This window comes from Streptomyces sp. NPDC015171, assembly GCF_043079545.1.
Taxonomy (GTDB): Bacteria; Actinomycetota; Actinomycetes; order Streptomycetales; family Streptomycetaceae; genus Streptomyces.
Genome location: NZ_JBIBUO010000001.1, coordinates 186,948 through 205,532, shown reverse-complemented (window position 1 = coordinate 205,532; position 18,585 = coordinate 186,948). Strand labels below are relative to the sequence as shown.

The 18,585-nt window shown below is 70.5% G+C and carries 17 protein-coding genes and 1 riboswitch; of the genes, 9 read left to right on the top strand and 8 right to left on the bottom strand.

What is annotated here, in order from left to right:
* Nucleotides 1–187: 187 nt before the first annotated feature.
* From sigR to ACF073_RS00940, 8 genes are all read left to right on the top strand, one after another.
* Nucleotides 188–883, top strand: coding sequence for an RNA polymerase sigma factor SigR (gene sigR / locus ACF073_RS00975; protein WP_392065625.1), 696 nt, complete (start codon nucleotides 188–190; stop codon nucleotides 881–883).
* Nucleotides 880–1,191 carry a mycothiol system anti-sigma-R factor gene (gene rsrA, locus ACF073_RS00970; RefSeq protein WP_392065623.1) on the top strand — a complete coding sequence of 104 codons (312 nt, stop codon included), beginning with the start codon at nucleotides 880–882 and terminating at the stop codon, nucleotides 1,189–1,191. The genes sigR and rsrA overlap by 4 nt, the downstream gene beginning before the upstream one ends.
* A 111-nt stretch (nucleotides 1,192–1,302) precedes the next feature.
* Entirely contained in the window at nucleotides 1,303–2,607 is a 1,305-nt protein-coding gene (locus tag ACF073_RS00965; RefSeq protein ID WP_392065621.1) for an HD-GYP domain-containing protein, read from the top strand.
* Entirely contained in the window at nucleotides 2,604–3,884 is a 1,281-nt protein-coding gene (locus ACF073_RS00960) for an HD-GYP domain-containing protein (RefSeq protein ID WP_392065619.1), read from the top strand. The genes ACF073_RS00965 and ACF073_RS00960 overlap by 4 nt, the downstream gene beginning before the upstream one ends.
* A 100-nt stretch (nucleotides 3,885–3,984) precedes the next feature.
* Nucleotides 3,985–4,965, top strand: a complete 981-nt coding sequence (locus tag ACF073_RS00955; RefSeq protein WP_392066825.1) for a tetratricopeptide repeat protein — start codon at nucleotides 3,985–3,987, stop codon at nucleotides 4,963–4,965.
* Between the two features lie 72 nt (nucleotides 4,966–5,037).
* Nucleotides 5,038–5,688, top strand: coding sequence for a peptide deformylase (gene def / locus ACF073_RS00950; RefSeq protein WP_392065617.1), 651 nt, complete (start codon nucleotides 5,038–5,040; stop codon nucleotides 5,686–5,688).
* 291 nt (nucleotides 5,689–5,979) lie between these two features.
* The gene (gene cyc1, locus ACF073_RS00945) at nucleotides 5,980–7,065 is read left to right on the top strand and encodes an epi-isozizaene synthase (protein WP_392065615.1); all 1,086 of its coding nucleotides are present in this window, start codon (nucleotides 5,980–5,982) and stop codon (nucleotides 7,063–7,065) included.
* Entirely contained in the window at nucleotides 7,062–8,432 is a 1,371-nt protein-coding gene (locus tag ACF073_RS00940) for a cytochrome P450 (RefSeq protein WP_392065613.1), read from the top strand. Before cyc1 ends, ACF073_RS00940 begins: the two co-directional genes overlap by 4 nt.
* Nucleotides 8,433–8,454: 22 nt before the next feature.
* On the opposite strand, the gene ACF073_RS00935 is transcribed toward ACF073_RS00940, so the two are convergent.
* A complete protein-coding gene (locus tag ACF073_RS00935) occupies nucleotides 8,455–9,417 on the bottom strand; it encodes a GlxA family transcriptional regulator (protein ID WP_392065612.1) in 963 nt (320 codons plus the stop codon).
* A 93-nt stretch (nucleotides 9,418–9,510) separates the two neighbouring features.
* On the opposite strand from ACF073_RS00935, the gene ACF073_RS00930 reads away from it, so the two are divergent.
* Nucleotides 9,511–9,765, top strand: a complete 255-nt coding sequence (locus tag ACF073_RS00930; RefSeq protein WP_392065610.1) for a hypothetical protein — start codon at nucleotides 9,511–9,513, stop codon at nucleotides 9,763–9,765.
* Here ACF073_RS00930 and ACF073_RS00925 read toward each other — a convergent pair.
* The 7 genes from ACF073_RS00925 to ACF073_RS00895 form a co-directional block, all read right to left on the bottom strand.
* On the bottom strand, nucleotides 9,678–10,691 hold the full coding sequence (locus ACF073_RS00925; RefSeq protein ID WP_392065609.1) for a ribonucleotide-diphosphate reductase subunit beta: 1,014 nt from the start codon (nucleotides 10,689–10,691) through the stop codon (nucleotides 9,678–9,680). The genes ACF073_RS00930 and ACF073_RS00925 overlap by 88 nt on opposite strands.
* Entirely contained in the window at nucleotides 10,691–13,060 is a 2,370-nt protein-coding gene (locus tag ACF073_RS00920) for a ribonucleoside-diphosphate reductase subunit alpha (RefSeq protein ID WP_392065607.1), read from the bottom strand. Before ACF073_RS00920 ends, ACF073_RS00925 begins: the two co-directional genes overlap by 1 nt.
* A gap of 126 nt (nucleotides 13,061–13,186) precedes the next feature.
* A riboswitch (cobalamin riboswitch) is annotated at nucleotides 13,187–13,327 on the bottom strand.
* Between the two features lie 426 nt (nucleotides 13,328–13,753).
* Nucleotides 13,754–15,382 carry a monocarboxylate uptake permease MctP gene (gene mctP, locus ACF073_RS00915; protein ID WP_392065605.1) on the bottom strand — a complete coding sequence of 543 codons (1,629 nt, stop codon included), beginning with the start codon at nucleotides 15,380–15,382 and terminating at the stop codon, nucleotides 13,754–13,756.
* Complete coding sequence (locus ACF073_RS00910) at nucleotides 15,379–15,651, bottom strand: DUF3311 domain-containing protein (protein ID WP_392065603.1); 273 nt, start codon at nucleotides 15,649–15,651, stop codon at nucleotides 15,379–15,381. Before ACF073_RS00910 ends, mctP begins: the two co-directional genes overlap by 4 nt.
* Before the next feature lie 123 nt (nucleotides 15,652–15,774).
* Nucleotides 15,775–16,536 carry a GntR family transcriptional regulator gene (locus tag ACF073_RS00905; RefSeq protein ID WP_392065601.1) on the bottom strand — a complete coding sequence of 254 codons (762 nt, stop codon included), beginning with the start codon at nucleotides 16,534–16,536 and terminating at the stop codon, nucleotides 15,775–15,777.
* A gap of 248 nt (nucleotides 16,537–16,784) precedes the next feature.
* Nucleotides 16,785–17,570, bottom strand: coding sequence for a glucosamine-6-phosphate deaminase (gene nagB, locus ACF073_RS00900; RefSeq protein ID WP_392065600.1), 786 nt, complete (start codon nucleotides 17,568–17,570; stop codon nucleotides 16,785–16,787).
* 221 nt (nucleotides 17,571–17,791) lie between these two features.
* Nucleotides 17,792–18,544: an SDR family oxidoreductase gene (locus ACF073_RS00895; protein ID WP_392065598.1), complete on the bottom strand. Its 753-nt coding sequence runs from the start codon at nucleotides 18,542–18,544 to the stop codon at nucleotides 17,792–17,794.
* Between the last annotated feature and the right edge of the window lie 41 nt (nucleotides 18,545–18,585).

Here is an 18,585-nt window from a genome sequence, read left to right as displayed (position 1 = left end):
CATGGGAAAGGGAGTCCGCCGCATGGGTTCGACCATCTGCCCGAGCCGTCAGCGCAGCACCGACCTGGACTGGACGGTGCTGCACGCGGCCAAGACCGCTCCTATTCGAGCGGCGGCAGGCACGGGTCGTGTTCTATCCTCCGAAACGAGTGGGACCGGTCTCGGTCCTGCCCGGGATCTTGAGGAGGTGGGTCCGGTCACTGGGACCGACGCAGGGACCGACAACGGCCAGGCGGAGCCGCCCGAGGGCCAGGGCACCGGCACGGACGCGTCCGACGAGTCGAACGCGCAGCGCAGCGCGCGCTTCGAGCGGGACGCGCTCGAATACCTCGACCAGATGTACTCGGCCGCACTGCGCATGACGCGCAACCCGGCCGACGCCGAGGACCTGGTGCAGGAGACCTACGCCAAGGCGTACGCGTCCTTCCACCAGTTCCGCGAGGGCACCAACCTCAAGGCGTGGCTGTACCGGATCCTCACCAACACCTTCATCAACTCCTACCGCAAGAAGCAGCGTGAGCCCCAGCGCTCCGCCGCGGAGGAGATCGAGGACTGGCAGCTCGCCCGCGCCGAGTCGCACATGTCGACGGGTCTGCGCTCCGCCGAGTCGCAGGCGCTCGACCACCTGCCCGACTCGGACGTGAAGGAAGCGCTGCAGGCGATCCCCGAGGAGTTCCGCATCGCCGTCTATCTCGCGGACGTAGAGGGCTTTGCGTACAAGGAGATCGCGGACATCATGGGGACACCCATCGGTACGGTGATGTCCCGGCTGCACCGGGGCCGCCGTCAGCTGCGCGGCATGTTGGAGGACTACGCCCGTGACCGCGGGCTGGTCCCGGCCGGCGCCGGGGAGTCGAACGAAGCGAAAGGTTCGGGCTCATGAGCTGCGGGGACGAGCACGAGACGGACTGCGGTGAGGTACTCGACCACCTGTACGAGTTCCTCGACAGCGAGATGCCCGACATGGACCGCGACAAGTTCCAGCACCACTTCGAGGAATGCTCGCCGTGCCTGGAGAAGTACGGTCTCGAGCAGGCCGTGAAGAAGCTGGTGAAGCGGTGCTGCGGGCATGACGACGTCCCCGCCGACCTGCGGGCCAAGGTCATGGGGCGGATCGACCTGATCCGTTCCGGGCAGGCCGTGCCGGAGCACGACGTGACCCGGGCCCCGACGGCACCGCAGGAGTCCTGACACGCCGGGTCGTATCACCCGAACGTGCTAATCCTCAGGTCATAGCCGCCGCACCCCCCGATCCCCGCCCTAGGCTCCGAGCCTGGACAGGCACGGTCGGGGAGGGGCGCGATGGACGCGGTACCGCCGAGGGCACGCGGCTATGTGGCCGCTGTCGCCCTGTCGGCCGCACTCTGTGTGATCCCGCTGCCGGCCGTCCGCACCCCCTGGTCGGAGCTTGCCCTGCTGGCCGCGCTCTATGCGGCCTGCGAGCATGTCGCACGCCGCCGCTTCGGCGGCGCCTTCCATCCCGTGCTGCTCGCCGGAGCGTTCCTGCTGCCCGCGCCGGCCGCCGTGCTCGTGCCGCTGCCCGCCGCTCTGCTCTCCCCGGTCGAACACCGGCCCGCGCTGTTCCGGCGCGGGTGGCGGGCCGCGCAGCCCGCGCTCGCGGTCTGGGCCGCCGCCCGGGTGCACGCGGCGCTCGGCGGCCCGGAGGCCGTCGCCCACTGCGACTTCCCCTACGCCCTGCTGCCCGCCCAGGCGGCCGTCCTCGCCTTCTGGCTGGTGCTCGGCGCGCTCGACGGCGGTCTGCGCGCCGCGGCCGGGCGCGTGCCCCCGCGGCGGGCCTGGCGCGGGCTGCTGGCGCGCTCGCTCGTCCCCGTCGCCGTGCACGGACTCGCCGGGCTGATGACGGCCGTGCTGTGGCGCAGCACGTACGGCCCGGTGTCCGCGCTGCTGGTGCTGTTGCCGATGGGCGTCTCCGGGTGGGTGTTCGCGCAGTACCACCGTGAGCGCGCGGCCCACCAGGCCACCATCCGTGCCCTCGTCCAGGCCGTCGACATCAAGGACGGCTACACCCGCGGCCACAGCGAACGCGTCGGACACGCCTCCGTGCTGATCGCCCGCGAACTCGGCATCGACGACGAACGCGTCGAGGTGCTGCGCTTCGCCGGCATCCTGCACGACGTCGGCAAACTGGGCGTGCCCACCCGGCTGCTGCGCAAGGACGGACCGCTCACCCCCGAGGAGCGGCGGATCATCGAGCTGCACCCCGAGTACGGCCATGAGATGGTCCGCGGGATCTCCTTCCTCGGCGAGGCCCGGGACGCCATCCTCCACCACCACGAGCGGCTCGACGGCAGCGGCTACCCGTACGGCCTGGCCGGCGAGCAGATCCCCGAGGCCGCCCGGATCGTCGCCGTCGCGGACGCCTTCGACGCCATGACCTCCACCCGCTCCTACCGCAGGGCCCGCCCGGTCGAGGCGGCCGTCGCCGAGCTGAAGCGCTGCGCCGGGGCGCACTTCGACCCCCGCATGGTCACCGCCCTCGTCCGCGCCCTCGGCCGCTCCGGCTGGCACCCGGCGGTCACCGCCGACGAACCGGCGTACGCGAGCCCGCCGGCCGAGCCCGCCTCCCGCAGCGGGGCGCCCCGATGACCGTCCTGCGGCTCATCCACGGCACCGCCGCCCTGGTCGCGGCCGCCTCCCTCGCCGTCACCGTGACGACCGGGCTGGCCGACCGGGGACTCGCGCTTGCCTTCGGCGCCCTCATAGCCTTCGGCGAGCTGACCCGGTGGAGCGACGCCCAGGCCCGCCAGGCCGCCCCCCTGGGCGCCGCCGGCTCGCTGGCGTACGCCCTGCTGGGCGCCGACGCCGGGCGGCCGAGCCAGCACGGCCCGGCCCAGGTCGTCACCGTCGTCCTCGTCGCGGCCGTGCTGGGCGCCGTGCCGCACATCTGGTCCGGCACCGCCCCCACCGTCGACCATCTGGCCCGCCGCGTCCTCACCGTCGGCTTCGCCGCCGTCTGCTTCCAACCCCTCTACAACCAGGGCGCCTTCGACTCCTGGGCCGGCCCCGCCTACGCCCTGCTGCTGCTCACCCTGCTGGGCCTGACCTCCCTGTGCGGGGCCGTGCTGGCCGCCGCGCTCGCCCACTGCCGCACCCGCTGGCCGTTCGGCCCGCTGCTGCGCGAGGAGGTGCGCGGGCTGCTCGGCATCGGCTCCGCCGTCTGCGCGACCGGCGCGGTGATGGCGCTCGCGGTCGCCGTCGTCGGCCTGTGGGCGCTGCCCGTGTTCTGCCTGCCCATGCTGCTCGTCCAGCTGTCACTGCGCCGGTACGCGGCCGTCCGCGCCACCTACCGGCAGACCATCGCCTCCCTCGCCCGCGCCACCGAGATCGCCGGCTGCACCCCCGCCGGACACGCCCACCGCGTCGCCGCGCTCAGCCTCGCCGTGGGCCGGGACCTCGGCCTGACCGGACCGGAACTGACCGTCCTGGAGTACGCGGCGCTGATGCACGACATCGGCCAGCTCAGCCTGGTCGATCCGGTCCCGGCCGGTGCCACCGCCGAACTGCCGCCGGCCGAGCAGCGGCGCATCGCCCTGCTCGGCGGTGCCGTGGTCCGCCAGACCGGGGTCGACGCGGCCGTTGCGGTCGTCGTGGAGCGTCAGGCCGACCCCTGTCCGGAGCAGCCGCTCGCCGCCCGGATCGTCCGGGCCGTGAACGCCTATGAGGAGAAGACCCGTGACGCCGGTCCCGAGGGACCCCTGCGTGCGCTGGAGGAGCTGCGTCTCGGCACCGCCGGGGACTACGCTCCCGAGGTGGTGGAGTCGCTGGCCCGGGTGCTGGCCCAGCACGGCGGCTTGCGGGAGCGCGTCCCGGCGCGGACAACGGGACTGTCTGACCCCGCGCCCGGCTGGGTAACCCATGGGTAATGAGCGCCTTTCCCGGCGTACGTGGTTGGATGCGAGGGAGAGGGTGTCCGGGGGCACAAGCCAGCCCACTGTGCGGAACTGGAACTGGCAGGCGGGAATCGTGAAGATCTTCGGCAAGGGACGGCACCGGCCCTCCGCCTCTTGGCGGCAGGCCACCGACCGCGCGTTCACGCTGATCGGCGACGGCCGGTACGAGGACGCGGGCGAACTGCTGACCCGCGCTGCCGATCTGGAGCCCTGGCTCTCGGAGTCCTGGTTCAACCTCGCCCTGCTGCACAAGTTCCGGCACGACTGGGAGCAGGCCCGCGCCGCCGGACTGCGCGCGGTCGCCCTGCTGGACCGGGAGACCGGGGCGCCGGACTGGTGGAACGTCGGCATCGCCGCGACCGCCCTCCAGGACTGGCCGCTGGCCCGCCGCGCCTGGCAGGCGTACGGGCTGAAGGTGCCCGGCGGCGTCGCCGCCTCCGCGGAACCGCTCGGCATGGAGCTGGGCAGCGCGGCCGTACGGCTCTCCCCGGAGGGCGAGGCCGAGGTGGTCTGGGGCCGCAGGCTCGACCCCGCGCGGATGGAGGTGCTGTCGATCCCGCTGCCCTCCTCCGGCCGCCGCTGGGGCGAAGTCGTGCTGCACGACGGCGTGCCGCACGGTGAGCGCACCACGTCCGCCGGGCACTCCTATCCGGTCTTCGACGAGATCGAGCTGTGGGCGCCGTCCCCCGTCCCCACCTGGGTGGTGCTGCTGGAGGCGGCCACCGAGGCCGACCGGGACGCGCTGGAGCAGCTCGCGGCCGACGCCGGGTTCGCGGCGGAGGACTGGTCCTCGTCGGTGCGGCTGCTGTGCCGGATGTGCTCGGAGTCACGTATGCCGTCGGACGAGGGCGAGGGGGTGCATCTCGATCCGCATGATCACAGCGAGCCGGGGCATCCCGGGCCGCTCGGGCACCGGACGGACGGGCAGCTGTGGGTGCCGGAGCGGGAGTGCGGGGTGGCCGCGCCGGCCGCGCTGGTGCGCGGCCTGCTGGACGGATGGGTGGCCGACAGCCCGGACTCCAGGGACTGGCGCGATCTGGAAGAGGTTTGCTGAGCGGCCATGACCGGCCCCCTTTAGGCTGTACTCGCAGAATTTTCCAGGCTTGCAGGAAGGCGTACGTCGGTCATGGCGCAGCAGGACACCGATCAGCAGCACGCGGGCGTGCTCCCCGTCGATGACGAGGGCTATGTCGTCGACACGGAGGACTGCGAGGAGCGCGAGGCCAGCTGGCGCGAGCGCGGCACCTCACGGCCGATCACGGTCGTCGGCAACCCGGTGCTGCACAAGGAGTGCAGGGACGTCACCGAGTTCGGTGAGGAGCTGGGGCAGCTGGTCGCGGACATGTTCGCCAGCCAGCGCACCGCCGAGGGCGTGGGCCTGGCCGCCAACCAGATCGGCGTCGACCTGAAGGTCTTCGTCTACGACTGCCAGGACGACGAGGGCGCCCGGCACGTCGGCGTGGTCTGCAACCCGAAGCTGGTCGACCTGCCCGCCGAGAAGCGCCGGCTGGACGACAGCAACGAGGGCTGCCTGTCCGTACCGACGGCGTACGCGGAGCTCGCGCGTCCCGACTACGCCGAGGTGACCGGCCAGGACGAGCAGGGCAACCCGATCAAGGTCCGGGGCACCGGCTACTTCGCGCGCTGTTTGCAGCACGAGACCGACCACCTCTACGGCTACCTGTACATCGACCGGCTGTCGAAGCGGGACCGCAAGGACGCGCTGCGGCAGATGGCCGAGAACGAACCCCGCTACCCCGTGGTCGCCAACGACTGACCCACGCGGTTCGCTCGGGGCGCCCGGCCGGGATCCTTCCTGGCCGGGCGCCTTCGCGTTGCCCCTCTTCGCTCGTTCGTGCGTCGTACAACCGATCCCATCTGCGCTCCTAGTGATCCTTAACCAGTCACACAAGGGGGGATTCTCGGCACCTTGGGGTAGTGAGTGAAGCAAATCCGTTCCCACGGCGGTCAGTTGTGGTGCTGAATGGGAAGTGCGGGGATACGCAACGGCGCACGCCCGGCACGACGGGAGGGGTGTGCGCTCCTGGCGGCTGAGAGGGGTTTGTTCGTGCAAGCTTTCCCACACAGCACCACAGCGACGCCGACGGCGATCGTAGTACCACCTTCACTGGCACTCCCGGTGATCGAGTCCGCCTTTCCACGGCAACTGCACCCGTATTGGCCAAAGCTCCAGGAGAACACGCGGCTCTGGCTCCTTGAAAAGCGGTTCATGCCGGCCGCCAAGGTCCAGGAATATGCCGACGGACTGTGCTACACCGACCTCATGGCGGGCTACTACACAGGAGCCCCCGAGGAGGTCCTGCAGGCCATAGCCGACTACAGCGCCTGGTTCTTCGTCTGGGACGACCGCCACGACCGCGACATCGTGCACGGGCGGGCCGGGGACTGGCGACGGCTGCGGTACCGGCTGCACGCGGCGCTCGACGCGCCCAGGCACCATCTGCACCACCCGGACCCGCTGGTGGCGGGCTTCGCGGACAGTGTGCTGCGGCTCTACGGCTTTCTGCCGCACAGCTGGAACCAGCGGTTCGCCCGGCACTTCCACGCGGTGATCGAGGCCTACGACCGCGAATTCCGCAATCGCACCGAGGGATACATACCCGGCGTCGAGGAGTATCTCGCCCTGCGCCGGCTCACCTTCGCGCACTGGATATGGACGGACCTGCTCGAACCCAGTGCCGGGTGTGAACTCCCGGACGCTGTGCGGAAAAACCCGGATTACCGCCGGGCGGCCCTGCTCAGTCAGGAATTCGCGGCCTGGTACAACGACCTCTGCTCGCTGCCCAAGGAAATCGCGGGCGATGAGGTGCACAATCTCGGCATCAGCCTCATCACCCATGCGGGGCTGACCCTCGAAGAAGCCGTCGACGAAGTCAGGCGGCGCGTCGAGGAATGCATAACCGGGTTCCTCGAAGCCGAGCGCAATGCCCTGAGGTTCGCCCGCGAAATCGACGACGGAACGACCGGCGGCAAGGAACTGAGTGCTGCCGTACGGGCCTGCGTCGGCAACATGCGCAACTGGTTCAGCTCCGTCTACTGGTTCCACCACGAGTCCGGCCGGTACATGGTCGACAGCTGGGACGACCGCTCCACGCCCCCGTACGTCACGAACGAAGCGGCAGGTGAGAAATGACCGTCGAGTCGGTGAGGCCCGCGACCCCCGAGACCCTCGAACTGTCCGAACCGCCCCTGGCCGGAGGCGCCGTACCGGTCCTCGGGCACGGCCTGAGGCTGGTCCGCGACCCGCTGGCCTTCATGTCCGCGCTGCGCGCCCACGGCGACGTCGTACGGCTGAAGCTCGGCCCCAAGACGGTGTACGCCGTCACCACGCCCGAACTCACCGGGGCCCTGGCGCTCAACCCCGACTTCAAGATCGACGGCCCGCTGTGGGAGTCGCTGGAGGGCCTGCTCGGCAAGGAGGGCGTGGCCACCGCCAACGGCCCCCGCCACCGCAGGCAGCGCCGCACCATACAGCCGGCCTTCCGGCTCGACGCGATCCCCGGCTACGGGCCGATCATGGAGGAGGAGGCGCACGGGCTGACCGACCGCTGGCAGCCCGGCGAGACCATCGACTGCACCTCGGAGTCCTTCCGGGTCGCCGTCCGCATCGCGGCCCGCTGCCTGCTGCGCGGCGACTACATGGACGAGCGCGCGGAACGGCTCAGCACCGACCTCGCCACCGTCTTCCGCGGTATGTACCGCCGGATGGTGATCCCGCTCGGGCCGCTCTACCGGCTGCCGTTCCCGGCCAACCGCGAATTCAACCGGGCGTTGGCCGATTTGCATCTGCTGGTGGACGAGATCGTCGCCGAGCGGAGGGCATCTGGTCAAAAGCCGGACGATTTGCTGACAGCATTGCTGGAGGCGAAGGACGACAATGGCGACCCCATCGGGGAACAGGAGATCCACGACCAGGTCGTCGCGATACTCACCCCCGGCAGCGAAACAGTCGCGTCCACGATCATGTGGCTGCTGCAGGTCCTCGCCGAACACCCGGAACACGCCGAGAAGGTACGGGCCGAGGTCGAATCCGTGACCGGCGGTCAGCCCGTCGGATTCGCGCACGTTCGCTCACTGACGCACACCAACAATGTCGTCGTGGAGGCCATGCGGCTCAGGCCGGCCGTATGGATATTGACGCGGCGCGCGGTGAGCGACACCGCACTGGGCGGCTATCGCATTCCGGCCGGGGCGGACATCGTCTACAGCCCCTACGCCATCCAGCGCGACGGCCACTCCTATGCGCGCCACCTCGACTTCGACCCCGACCGCTGGCTGCCCGAGCGGGCCAAGGACGTACCGAAGTACGCCATGAGCCCGTTCAGCGTCGGCAACCGCAAGTGCCCCAGCGACCACTTCTCCATGACCCAGCTGAGCCTGATCACCGCGGCGATCTCGGCGAAGTACCGCTTCGAGCAGGTCAGCGGGTCGAACGACAGCACGCGCGTGGGGATCACGCTGCGCCCGCACGACCTGCTGCTGCGGGCGAAGCCCTGGTAAGGGGCCTGGTACCGGCGCGCGCTCAGGCGGCCTGCGGGCCCCGGAACGCGCGCCGGTAGGCGTTCGGGGTCGTGTCCAGCGCCCGGACGAACTGGTGACGCAGCGCAGCCGCCGTACCGAACCCGGTGCGCCAGGCGATCGCGTCCATGGTCTCGTCCGTTCCCTCCAGCAACTCCTGTGCCAGCAGCACCCGCTGGCGAAGGATCCACCGGTAGGGGGTGGTCCCCGTCTCCTGCTGGAAGCGCCGGGCGAAGGTGCGCGGCGCCATATGCGCGCGGGCGGCCAGCTGTTCGACGGTCACCTCCTGATCGAGGTGCGCCTCCATCCACGCCAGCACCTCCCCGACCGTGTCGCAGGGTGCCTTCGGCAGTGGGCGCTCGATGAACTGCGCCTGACCGCCGTCCCGGTGCGGCGGCACCACCATCCGGCGGGCGATCTTGTTGGCCACCTCAGGGCCCTGCTCCTTGCGCACGAGGTGCAGACACGCGTCGATCCCGGCGGCGGTGCCGGCGGAGGTGATCACGGGATCCTCGTCCACGTACAGCACGTCCGGCTCGACCGTCAGCCCGGGATAGCGCCGGGCGAGCTGCTCGGCATGGTGCCAGTGCACCGCGCACCGCCGGCCGTCCAGCAGGCCCGCCGCGGCCAGCACGAACACCCCGGAGCAGACGCTGAGCACCCGGGCGCCCCGGTCGGCGGCCCGCCGCAGCGCCGCGAGCAGCTCCGCCGGGTAGGCGCGCTCCGCATAGGTCTCACCGGCCGGCACGGCGATCAGATCGGCCTCTTCCAGCCGCTCCAGACCGTACGGCGTGGACACCCTGAAGCCGCAGTGCGTGCCCAGGTCAGGGCCCTCGGCGGACACCACGGCGAAGTCGTACACGGGCAGCCCGTCGTCGCTGCGGTCGATGCCGAACACCTCGCACACGACACCCAGCTCGAAAGGGTGCACGCCGTCCAGCAGGACGGCGGCCACGTTCTTCAGCATGCTGCCAGTGTGCCTCAGCGCTGGCAGCAATTCGAGGGTCTACGGCAGTCCTGCCACTCCCGGTAAGGTGCATCCGGCGCGACAGTAGTGTCCATGAACGGAAACCAGATCGAAGGTCTCATCGGAATGGTCGCCACCCTCGGGATCCTGGTCCTCCTGGTCCTCCCGTCAGCGCTCGGCGTCCTGCGTGATCGACGCATCGACCGGCAGCTCAGGGAGGCCCAGGAGAACCAGGGCGGGAACCAGCGGGAGAAGGAGACTCAGAAGTCCTCGTCCAGGTCCACGGTGCCCTCCACCGCGACCTGGTACGCCGACGGGCGGCGCTCGAAGAAGTTCGTCAGCTCCTGAACACCCTGGAGCTCCATGAAGGAGAAGGGGTTCTCCGAGCCGTAGACCGGGGCGAAGCCGAGGCGGGTGAGGCGCTGGTCGGCCACGCACTCCAGGTACTGGCGCATGGACTCGGTGTTCATGCCGGGCAGGCCGTCGCCGCACAGGTCGCGGGCGAACTGCAGCTCGGCCTCGACGGCCTCGCGGAGCATGTCGGTGACCTGCTGCTGGAGCTCGTCGTCGAAGAGGTCGGGCTCTTCCTTGCGGACGGTGTCGACCACGTCGAAGGCGAAGCTCATGTGCATGGTCTCGTCACGGAAGACCCAGTTGGTCCCGGTGGCGAGGCCGTGCAGCAGGCCGCGGCTGCGGAACCAGTAGACGTACGCGAAGGCGCCGTAGAAGAACAGCCCCTCGATGCAGGCGGCGAAGCAGATCAGGTTGAGCAGGAAGCGCCGGCGGTCGGCCTTGGACTCCAGCTGGTCGAGCTTGTCGACCGAGTCCATCCAGCGGAAGCAGAACTGGGCCTTCTCGCGGATGGAGGGGATGTTCTCCACGGCGTCGAAGGCGGCGGCGCGGTCCTCGGGGTCGGGGAGGTAGGTGTCCAGCAGGGTCAGATAGAACTGGACGTGCACCGCCTCCTCGAACAGCTGGCGCGACAGGTACAGCCGCGCCTCCGGGGAGTTGATGTGCTTGTAGAGCGTCAGCACCAGGTTGTTCGCCACGATCGAGTCGCCCGTCGCGAAGAACGCGACCAGACGGCCGATCAGGTGCTGCTCCTCGGCGGAGAGCTTCGCCAGGTCGGCGACGTCGGAGTGGAGGTCGACCTCCTCGACGGTCCAGGTGTTCTTGATGGCGTCGCGGTAGCGCTCGTAGAAGTCGGGGTAGCGCATCGGGCGCAGGGTCAGTTCGAAGCCCGGGTCGAGCAGGTTGGTGTTTCGGGTGGTCATTACTGGCAGGCCTCGCAGGACTCGGGGTTTTCCAGGGAGCAGGCGACCGCGTCGGGGTCGGAGGCCTGCTGGACGGGGATGGTCGCCTGTGCCTGCGGCTGTGCCTGGGCGGCGCGGGCGATCCGGGTCGCCGGACGCGAACGCAGGTAGTACGTCGTCTTCAGACCGGACTTCCAGGCGTAGGAGTACATCGAGGAGAGCTTGCCGATGGTCGGCGTCTCCAGGAAGAGGTTCAGGGACTGCGCCTGGTCCAGGAACGGGGTGCGGGCGGCGGCCATGTCGATCAGGCCGCGCTGCGGGATCTCCCACGCCGTGCGGTACAGCGCCCGTACGTCCTCCGGGATCCAGACGAAGTCCTGGACCGAGCCGTTGGAGTCGCGCAGCGCCTCGCGGGTGCGGGCGTCCCAGACGCCCATGTCCTTGAGCTCCTGCACCAGGTAGGAGTTGACCTGGAGGAACTCACCGGACAGCGTCTCGCGCTTGAACAGGTTGGAGACCTGTGGCTCGATGCACTCGTACACACCCGCGATCGAGGCGATGGTGGCCGTCGGCGCGATGGCGAGGAGCAGCGAGTTGCGCATGCCGACCGCCGCGATCCGCTGACGCAGCGCGGCCCAGCGCTCCGGCCAGGTCAGCTCGACGTCGTAGTGGTCGGGGTGCAGGACACCCTTGGCCGTGCGGGTCTTCTCCCAGGCGGGCAGCGGGCCGTTGCGCTCGGCGAGGTCGGCGGAGGCCTCGTACGCGGCGAGCATGATGCGCTCGGCGATCCGCGTCGACAGGGCCTTGGCCTCGGCGGAGTCGAAGGGCAGACGCAGCTTGAAGAAGACGTCCTGCAGGCCCATCGCGCCGAGACCGACCGGGCGCCACTTGGCGTTGGAACGGCCCGCCTGCTCGGTCGGGTAGAAGTTGATGTCGACGACGCGGTCGAGGAAGGTGACGGCCGTGCGGACGGTCTCGTCCAGCCGCTCCCAGTCGATGTCGCCGTTGCTCACGAAGGCGCCGAGGTTGACCGAACCCAGGTTGCAGACCGCGGTCTCGCCGTCGTCCGTGACCTCCAGGATCTCCGTGCAGAGGTTGGAGGAGTGGACGACGTGGCCGGGCTCGGCGGTCTGGTTGGCGGTGCGGTTGGCGGCGTCCTTGAAGGTCATCCAGCCGTTGCCGGTCTGCGCGAGGGTGCGCATCATGCGGCCGTACAGCTCACGGGCCGGCATCGTCTTCTTCGCCAGGCCCGCCGCCTCGGCCTCGCGGTAGGCGGCGTCGAACTCCGCGCCCCACAGGTCGACCAGCTCGGGCACGTCCGCCGGGGAGAACAGCGACCACTGCCCGTCGGTGTTCACGCGGCGCATGAACTCGTCCGGGATCCAGTGCGCGAGGTTCAGGTTGTGGGTGCGGCGGGCGTCCTCACCGGTGTTGTCCCGCAGCTCCAGGAACTCCTCGATGTCGGAGTGCCAGGTCTCCAGGTACACGGCGGCGGCGCCCTTGCGCCGGCCGCCCTGGTTCACCGCGGCCACCGAGGCGTCCAGGGTCTTCAGGAACGGCACGATGCCGTTGGAGTGCCCGTTCGTCCCCCGGATCAGCGAACCGCGCGAGCGGATACGGGAGTACGACAGGCCGATGCCGCCGGCGTGCTTCGACAGCCGGGCGACCTGGTGGTACCGGTCGTAGATGGAGTCCAGCTCGTCCAGGGGCGAGTCCAGCAGGTAGCAGGACGACATCTGGGGGTGCCGGGTGCCGGAGTTGAAAAGAGTGGGGGAGGACGGGAGGTAGTCCAGGCGGCTCATCAGGCCGTAGAGCGCCGCGACCTCGTCCAGGGCCCGGGCCGTGTCGTCCTCGGCCAGACCGCTCGCCACGCGCAGCATGAAGTGCTGGGGCGTCTCGACGACCTTGCGGGTGATCGGGTGGCGCAGCAGGTAGCGGCTGTGCAGGGTGCGCAGGCCGAAGTAGCCGAAGCGGTCGTCGGCCGCACGGTCGACCAGCGCGTCCAGCCGCTCGGCGTGCAGCCGGACGAACTCCGCGGTGCGGTCGGCGACGAGGCCCTCGCGGTGCCCGACCGCGATGGACTCGGTGAAGGACGTCACGCCCTGCGAGGCGGCCTCGTCGCGGATCGCGAGGGTCAGCAGCCGGGCGGCCAGCTTCGAGTAGGCGGGGTCCTCGGAGATCAGACCGGCGGCGGCCTCCGTGGCCAGCTCGCGCAGCTCCGCCTCGTCGGCCCGGGCGGACCGGCCGCGCAGCGCGGCGGCGGCGACTCGTCCTGGGTCGGCGTCGGGCAGATCGACGGTCAACTCGGTCAGGGTCCGCAGCAACGCGGCACCGGGACCGTCGGTCTCCGGCTCGCTGACTGAAGCCGGTTCGGCTGGCGCGATGGTCACGTGGGGCTCTCCCTCGCTCGGCACGGGGGCCTGGCGGAGGGCAGGGGGCAGTCACGAGCGCACACGGCGGTCGCGTCCACCAGCCCACTCCACGAGGCCCGGACGTCGGAACGCACCCAGGCCAGGACGGCCGGGTGGGCTGTCGGCAGGCCTCGGACTGAACAGGCGCGTGGATATGCGCATGTACACCGTTGCGGGACAGTTCCGGAATCACACCGGATTCCCCTGCGACGACAGCGAGGACGAGCATACATCTAGTGCCGGGCTGTCGTGTCACCCCCAGATGTTGTGTCGGCGTGGCTTCATAGGGTCAACTCGCAGGCAGCCGGGGCGAAGACCGGCCGGCCCGGGGAAGGACGCCGGTCCCGCTCCGGCGTGCGAACGGCCCGGGGTGTCCGCCGGCCCGGTGGGCGCTGTGCGCGACCCGCCGGAGAGGACCGTGGGACGGCCTCCGGCGGCCCGCGCGCGCTCGGCACGGGCCCGCTCCGGGCCCCCTGGCTCCGAGGCGCCGGACGCTCTTCCCGAGGCCCGGGAGGCCGCCCTGGAGGTCGCCCGGGCGGTGCTCCCGCCGGGCGCGGCGCACCCGGCGCGGCCGGCCCGCCGGATCAGATGGCCCACGCCGTCGAGTCCGCCGGCGGGGTACGGCAACGGGCCGCCGGATGTCGCTCCGGCGGCCCGTCGAACGGTGCCCGGCTAGTGGCCCGCGCCCGCGGTCGCGGGCGGCAGCTCCACCGCGACGCCCGGGTCGCCGGCGTCGGCCGTGTAGTCCTCCGGCCTGGTCTCGTCGATGCCGTCGGGGGCCTTCAGGGCCTTCAGGACGACCGTGAGGACCACGGAGACCGCGACGTTCAGGACGAACGCCGTCAGGCCGATGTAGCCGATCTCACCGATGCCCGGGATCTCCTTGGAGGAGCCGCCGAAGTGCTTCTGGGTCGGGGAGGCGACCCCGTACGCGGCAGCCGTGCCGTAGACCATGCCGACCGCCCAGCCGGCCAGCAGCGCCCAGCGGTGGAACCAGCGGGTGAACAGGCCGCCGACCAGGGCCGGGAAGGTCTGCAGGATCCAGATGCCGCCCAGCAGCTGGAAGTTGATGGCGACCGTCTTGTCCATGGTGAGGACGAAGACCAGGGCGCCGACCTTCACCAGCAGGGAGACCAGCTTGGAGACCTTGGTCTCCTGCGCGGGCGTGGCGTCCGGCTTGATGAAGTCCTTGTAGATGTTCCGGGTGAAGAGGTTGGCCGCCGCGATGGACATGATCGCCGCCGGCACCAGGGCGCCGATGCCGATCGCCGCGAACGCCACGCCCGCGAACCAGTCCGGGAACATGTCCTCGAACAGCTGCGGAATGGCCAGCTGGCCGTTGGTGACCTTCACGCCGGCCGCGATCGCCATGAAGCCCAGCAGGGCCAGCAGGCCGAGCATGAGGGAGTACAGCGGCAGGATCGTGGTGTTGCGGCGGATCACGTCACGGCTCCTGGACGACAGGGTCGCGGTGATCGAGTGCGGGTACATGAACAGCGCCAGCGCGGAGCCGAGCGCCAGGGTGGCGTACGTCCACTGGCCCGCCTCCGGCGGGGCGAGCGCCCCGCGTGGCGCCTTGGTGGCCGGGTTGACCTGGCTGAACGCCTGGCCCGCCTTCGCGAAGATGTCGTCGAACCCGCCCAGCTTGATCGGGATGTAGATGATCGCCACCGCGATGACGATGTAGATCAGCGTGTCCTTGACGAACGCGATCAGCGCGGGGGCGCGCAGGCCGGAGGAGTAGGTGTAGGCGGCCAGCACACCGAAGGCGATGAGCAGCGGCAGGTCCTTCACGAACCAGTTGGTGTTCTCGCCGCCGCCGACGCCCATCACGTCCAGCACCGCCTGGATGCCGACGAGCTGGAGCGCGATGTACGGCATCGTCGCCAGGATGCCGGTCACCGCGACCGCCAGCGACAGGCCCTTCGAGCCGAACCGGCCGCGCACGAAGTCGGAGGTGGTGACATACCCGTGGCGGTGCGAGACCGACCACAGGCGGGGCAGGAAGGTGAAGATCAGCGGGTACACCAGGATCGTGTACGGCACCGCGAAGAAGCCGGCCGCGCCCGCCGCGTAGATCGCCGCCGGTACGGCGACGAAGGTGTACGCCGTGTACAGGTCGCCGCCGAGCAGGAACCACGTGACCCAGGTGCCGAAGGACCGGCCGCCAAGACCCCACTCGTCCAGGGACTGCTCGTTCTCGGCCTTGCGCCAGCGCGCGGCGAGGAAGCCCATGACCGTGACGGCCAGGAAGAAGAAGATGAAGACGCCGAGTGCGACGCCGTTGACGCCGTCGTTCACTTCGCCGCCTCCTCGCGCCGCCCGGCGGCGGCCTTACGGGTCCGCTGCTCCCACTGCCACAACTGGTACGCGAGCACCGTGAGCACCGTCGAGATCAGCACCCAGAGCATCTGGTACCAGTAGAAGAACGGGATCCCGATGAACGCGGGGTCCGTCTTGGCGTACGAGCCGACCCAGAGCATCGCCACGAAGGGCGCGACCAGACACAGCGCGATGATCACCCGGACCGGTGTCACCACCGGTGGCCTCACTTCAGGCGTTTCGGACATGCCATGGCTCCGTCCCCTCGCTGATCACCTGTGTAATGCGCAGGCAATCTAGGTGACGGTGTCGCGGCAGTGGAAGACCTCGTCCGTATATCGGTATATCGATTCAGCGAACGTGCCGGGTTCCTAGTCCGCCGGGCGCTTGAGCCGTGCCACGAATTTGTAGCGGTCCCCGCGGTACACCGACCGCACCCACTCCACCGGCTGGCCCTCGCGGTCCAGCGAGTGGCGGGAGAGCATCAGCATCGGAAGGCCCACGTCGGTGCCGAGCAGACCCGCCTCGCGCGGGGTGGCCAGGGAGGTCTCGATGGTCTCCTCGGCCTCGGCGAGATGGACGTCGTAGACCTCGGCGAGCGCGGTGTACAGCGAGGTGTACTTCACCAGCGAGCGCCGCAGGGCCGGGAAGCGCTTGGCCGACAGATGCGTGGTCTCGATCGCCATCGGCTCGCCGTTGGCCATGCGCAGCCGCTCGATGCGCAGCACGCGCCCGCCGGCGGAGATGTCGAGCAGCTCGGCGAGCCGCTCGTCGGCGGTGATGTACCCGATGTCCAGCAGCTGCGAGGTCGGCTCAAGGCCCTGGGCCCGCATGTCCTCGGTGTAGGAGGTGAGCTGGAGCGCCTGGGAGACCTTGGGCTTGGCCACGAAGGTGCCCTTGCCCTGGATACGTTCGAGCCGGCCCTCCACGACCAGCTCCTGCAGGGCCTGGCGCACCGTGGTGCGGGAGGTGTCGAACTCGGCGGCCAGCGTGCGCTCCGGCGGGACCGGGGTGCCCGGTGCCTGCGTCTCCGTCATGTCGAGCAGGTGCTTCTTCAAGCGGTAGTACTTGGGCACGCGCGCGGTACGGGTTGTGCCGGCCTCGTTCTCCGCACTGCTGACGTCGGTGCTCATGCTCTGCCTTCCCGGCTCCGAATGCCGAAAGCGACCGACATTCCATCGGCCACGGCTCACATCGTGGCACGGGTTGCCGGATCAGGACTCCACCCGCACGCTCCGTGATCCCCTCTGTATACCGTTGCGCCCGCTGTTGGTCTAGTCCATCGCCCCGGGGTGCGCGGGGGCGACGGCACACCGGCGGGCACCACACGGACCCGTGCCGCCGCCGCCACCGCCCCCTCCCCGTCGGCCCCCCCCGGGAGCTAGATGCCCTGCCACTCCGGCTTGTTGACGTAGGCGTGCCGGAAGTAGTCGGCCAGCTTCAGCTTGGACGCGGCGGCCTCGTCGACGACCACCGTGGCATGCGGGTGGAGCTGGAGCGCCGAGGCCGGGCAGACGGCCGCGACCGGTCCCTCGACGGTCGCGGCGATCGCGTCCGCCTTGCCCTCGCCCGTCGCCAGCAGCACCAGGTGCCGGGCCTCCAGGATCGTCCCGATGCCCTGGGTGATGACGTGGTGCGGGACCTGCTCGATGTCGCCGTCGAAGAAGCGGGCGTTGTCGATCCGGGTCTGCTCGGTCAGCGTCTTGATCCGGGTGCGCGAGGCGAGTGAGGAGCACGGCTCGTTGAACCCGATGTGCCCGTCGGTGCCGATGCCGAGCAGCTGCAGGTCCACCCCGCCGGCCTCGGCGAGCGTGCGGTCGTACGCCTCGCAGGCCGCCTGGACGTCCTCGGCCGTGCCGTCCGGTCCCATGAACGCGTCCATGTCCGTGCCCAGCGGCTCCAGCACCTCGCGGCGCAGCACCGAACGGTAGGACTCGGGGTGGTCCCCGGGCAGCCCCACGTACTCGTCGAGCTGGGCTATCCGCGCCCGCGAGGCGTCCACGGCCCCGGCGCGCACCTTGGCCGTCAGTGCCTGGTAGATGGGCAGCGGGGTCGAGCCGGTGGCCACGCCGAGCACGGCGTCGGGCTTGCGCCGCAGCAGCTGGGCCATGGCCTCGGCGATCAGCTCGCCGCCCGCGGCGGCGTCCGGAACGATGACAACTTCCACGCTGGGCCTGCCGTTCTGAAGAGGGCCTGGAGATCTGGGAGAGGTCAGAGCAAAATCTCTATGTGGTTTAGACCAATCTAACAGAATCGGTGTGCGGCGGCGCTTGTGCGACGGCGCTTTCCGGGCGGTCGCGCGGCGCCCGCGGCCGCCCGGGATCCACCTCTCTCCCCGGCCCGGGGTACCCCCTTCCCCCGGCCTTCTTCCCCTGCCCCTCGTTCCCCTCAGACGAGCGAGCCCCCCGTCGCGTCCAGCCAGTGACCGGTCACCCAGCGGCCGTCCTCCGAGACCAGGAAGGCCACCACATCGGCGATGTCCGCCGGCGTCCCCACCCGCCCCAGCGCCGAGTACGCGGCGGCGCCCCGCCGGGCCTCGTCGCTCGCGCGCAGCCACGAGGCGTTGATGTCGGTGTCCACGATTCCGGGCGCCACGGAGTTCACCGTGATCCCGCGCGGGCCGAGCAGCTTGGACAGGTCCCGGGTGAAGACGTCCAGCGCCGCCTTGGTCATCCCGTAGGCGATCGTCTGGGGCATCAGGGCGGACCGGGCGAGACCGGACGATATGTTCACCACCCGCCCGCCGTCCCGCAGCCGCTCCGCGCCGAGCCGGGTGATGAAGAACGGCGCCTTCACGTTCACCGCGAAGAGCCTGTCGTACTCCTCCTGCTCGATCTCCTCGAAGGGGCTTGCGGCCCCGATGCCCGCGTTGTGCACGAGGATGTCCAGCCCCTCGGCGTGTCGGCCGAACTCCTCCCAGATCCGCTCGGCGTCCCCGGGTGTGCCCAGCTCCACCCCGATCGCGAAGGCCGAGCCGCCGGCCGCCTCGATCGCCGCCACCGTCTCCTTCGCGGCGGCCTCATTGCTCCCGTAGTGCACCGCCACCCGGGCCCCGTCCCGTCCCAGCCGCTCGGCGATCCCCCGCCCGATACCCCGGCTTCCGCCGGTGACCAGCGCCGTCTTCCCCGTGAGCGCACCCATGTCTGCCCCTCCGTATTTACCTAGCGGTCGCTACAAAAAAA

Coding starts and splice junctions, on each gene's coding strand:
- rsrA (WP_392065623.1), top strand. CDS start 880: ATGAGCTGCGGGGACGAGCACGAGACGGACTGCGGTGAGGTACTCGAC.
- ACF073_RS00965 (WP_392065621.1), top strand. CDS start 1,303: ATGGACGCGGTACCGCCGAGGGCACGCGGCTATGTGGCCGCTGTCGCC.
- ACF073_RS00960 (WP_392065619.1), top strand. CDS start 2,604: ATGACCGTCCTGCGGCTCATCCACGGCACCGCCGCCCTGGTCGCGGCC.
- def (WP_392065617.1), top strand. CDS start 5,038: ATGGCGCAGCAGGACACCGATCAGCAGCACGCGGGCGTGCTCCCCGTC.
- ACF073_RS00940 (WP_392065613.1), top strand. CDS start 7,062: ATGACCGTCGAGTCGGTGAGGCCCGCGACCCCCGAGACCCTCGAACTG.
- ACF073_RS00935 (WP_392065612.1), bottom strand. CDS start 9,417: ATGCTGAAGAACGTGGCCGCCGTCCTGCTGGACGGCGTGCACCCTTTC.
- ACF073_RS00930 (WP_392065610.1), top strand. CDS start 9,511: ATGAACGGAAACCAGATCGAAGGTCTCATCGGAATGGTCGCCACCCTC.
- ACF073_RS00925 (WP_392065609.1), bottom strand. CDS start 10,691: ATGACCACCCGAAACACCAACCTGCTCGACCCGGGCTTCGAACTGACC.
- ACF073_RS00910 (WP_392065603.1), bottom strand. CDS start 15,651: ATGTCCGAAACGCCTGAAGTGAGGCCACCGGTGGTGACACCGGTCCGG.
- ACF073_RS00905 (WP_392065601.1), bottom strand. CDS start 16,536: ATGAGCACCGACGTCAGCAGTGCGGAGAACGAGGCCGGCACAACCCGT.
- ACF073_RS00895 (WP_392065598.1), bottom strand. CDS start 18,544: ATGGGTGCGCTCACGGGGAAGACGGCGCTGGTCACCGGCGGAAGCCGG.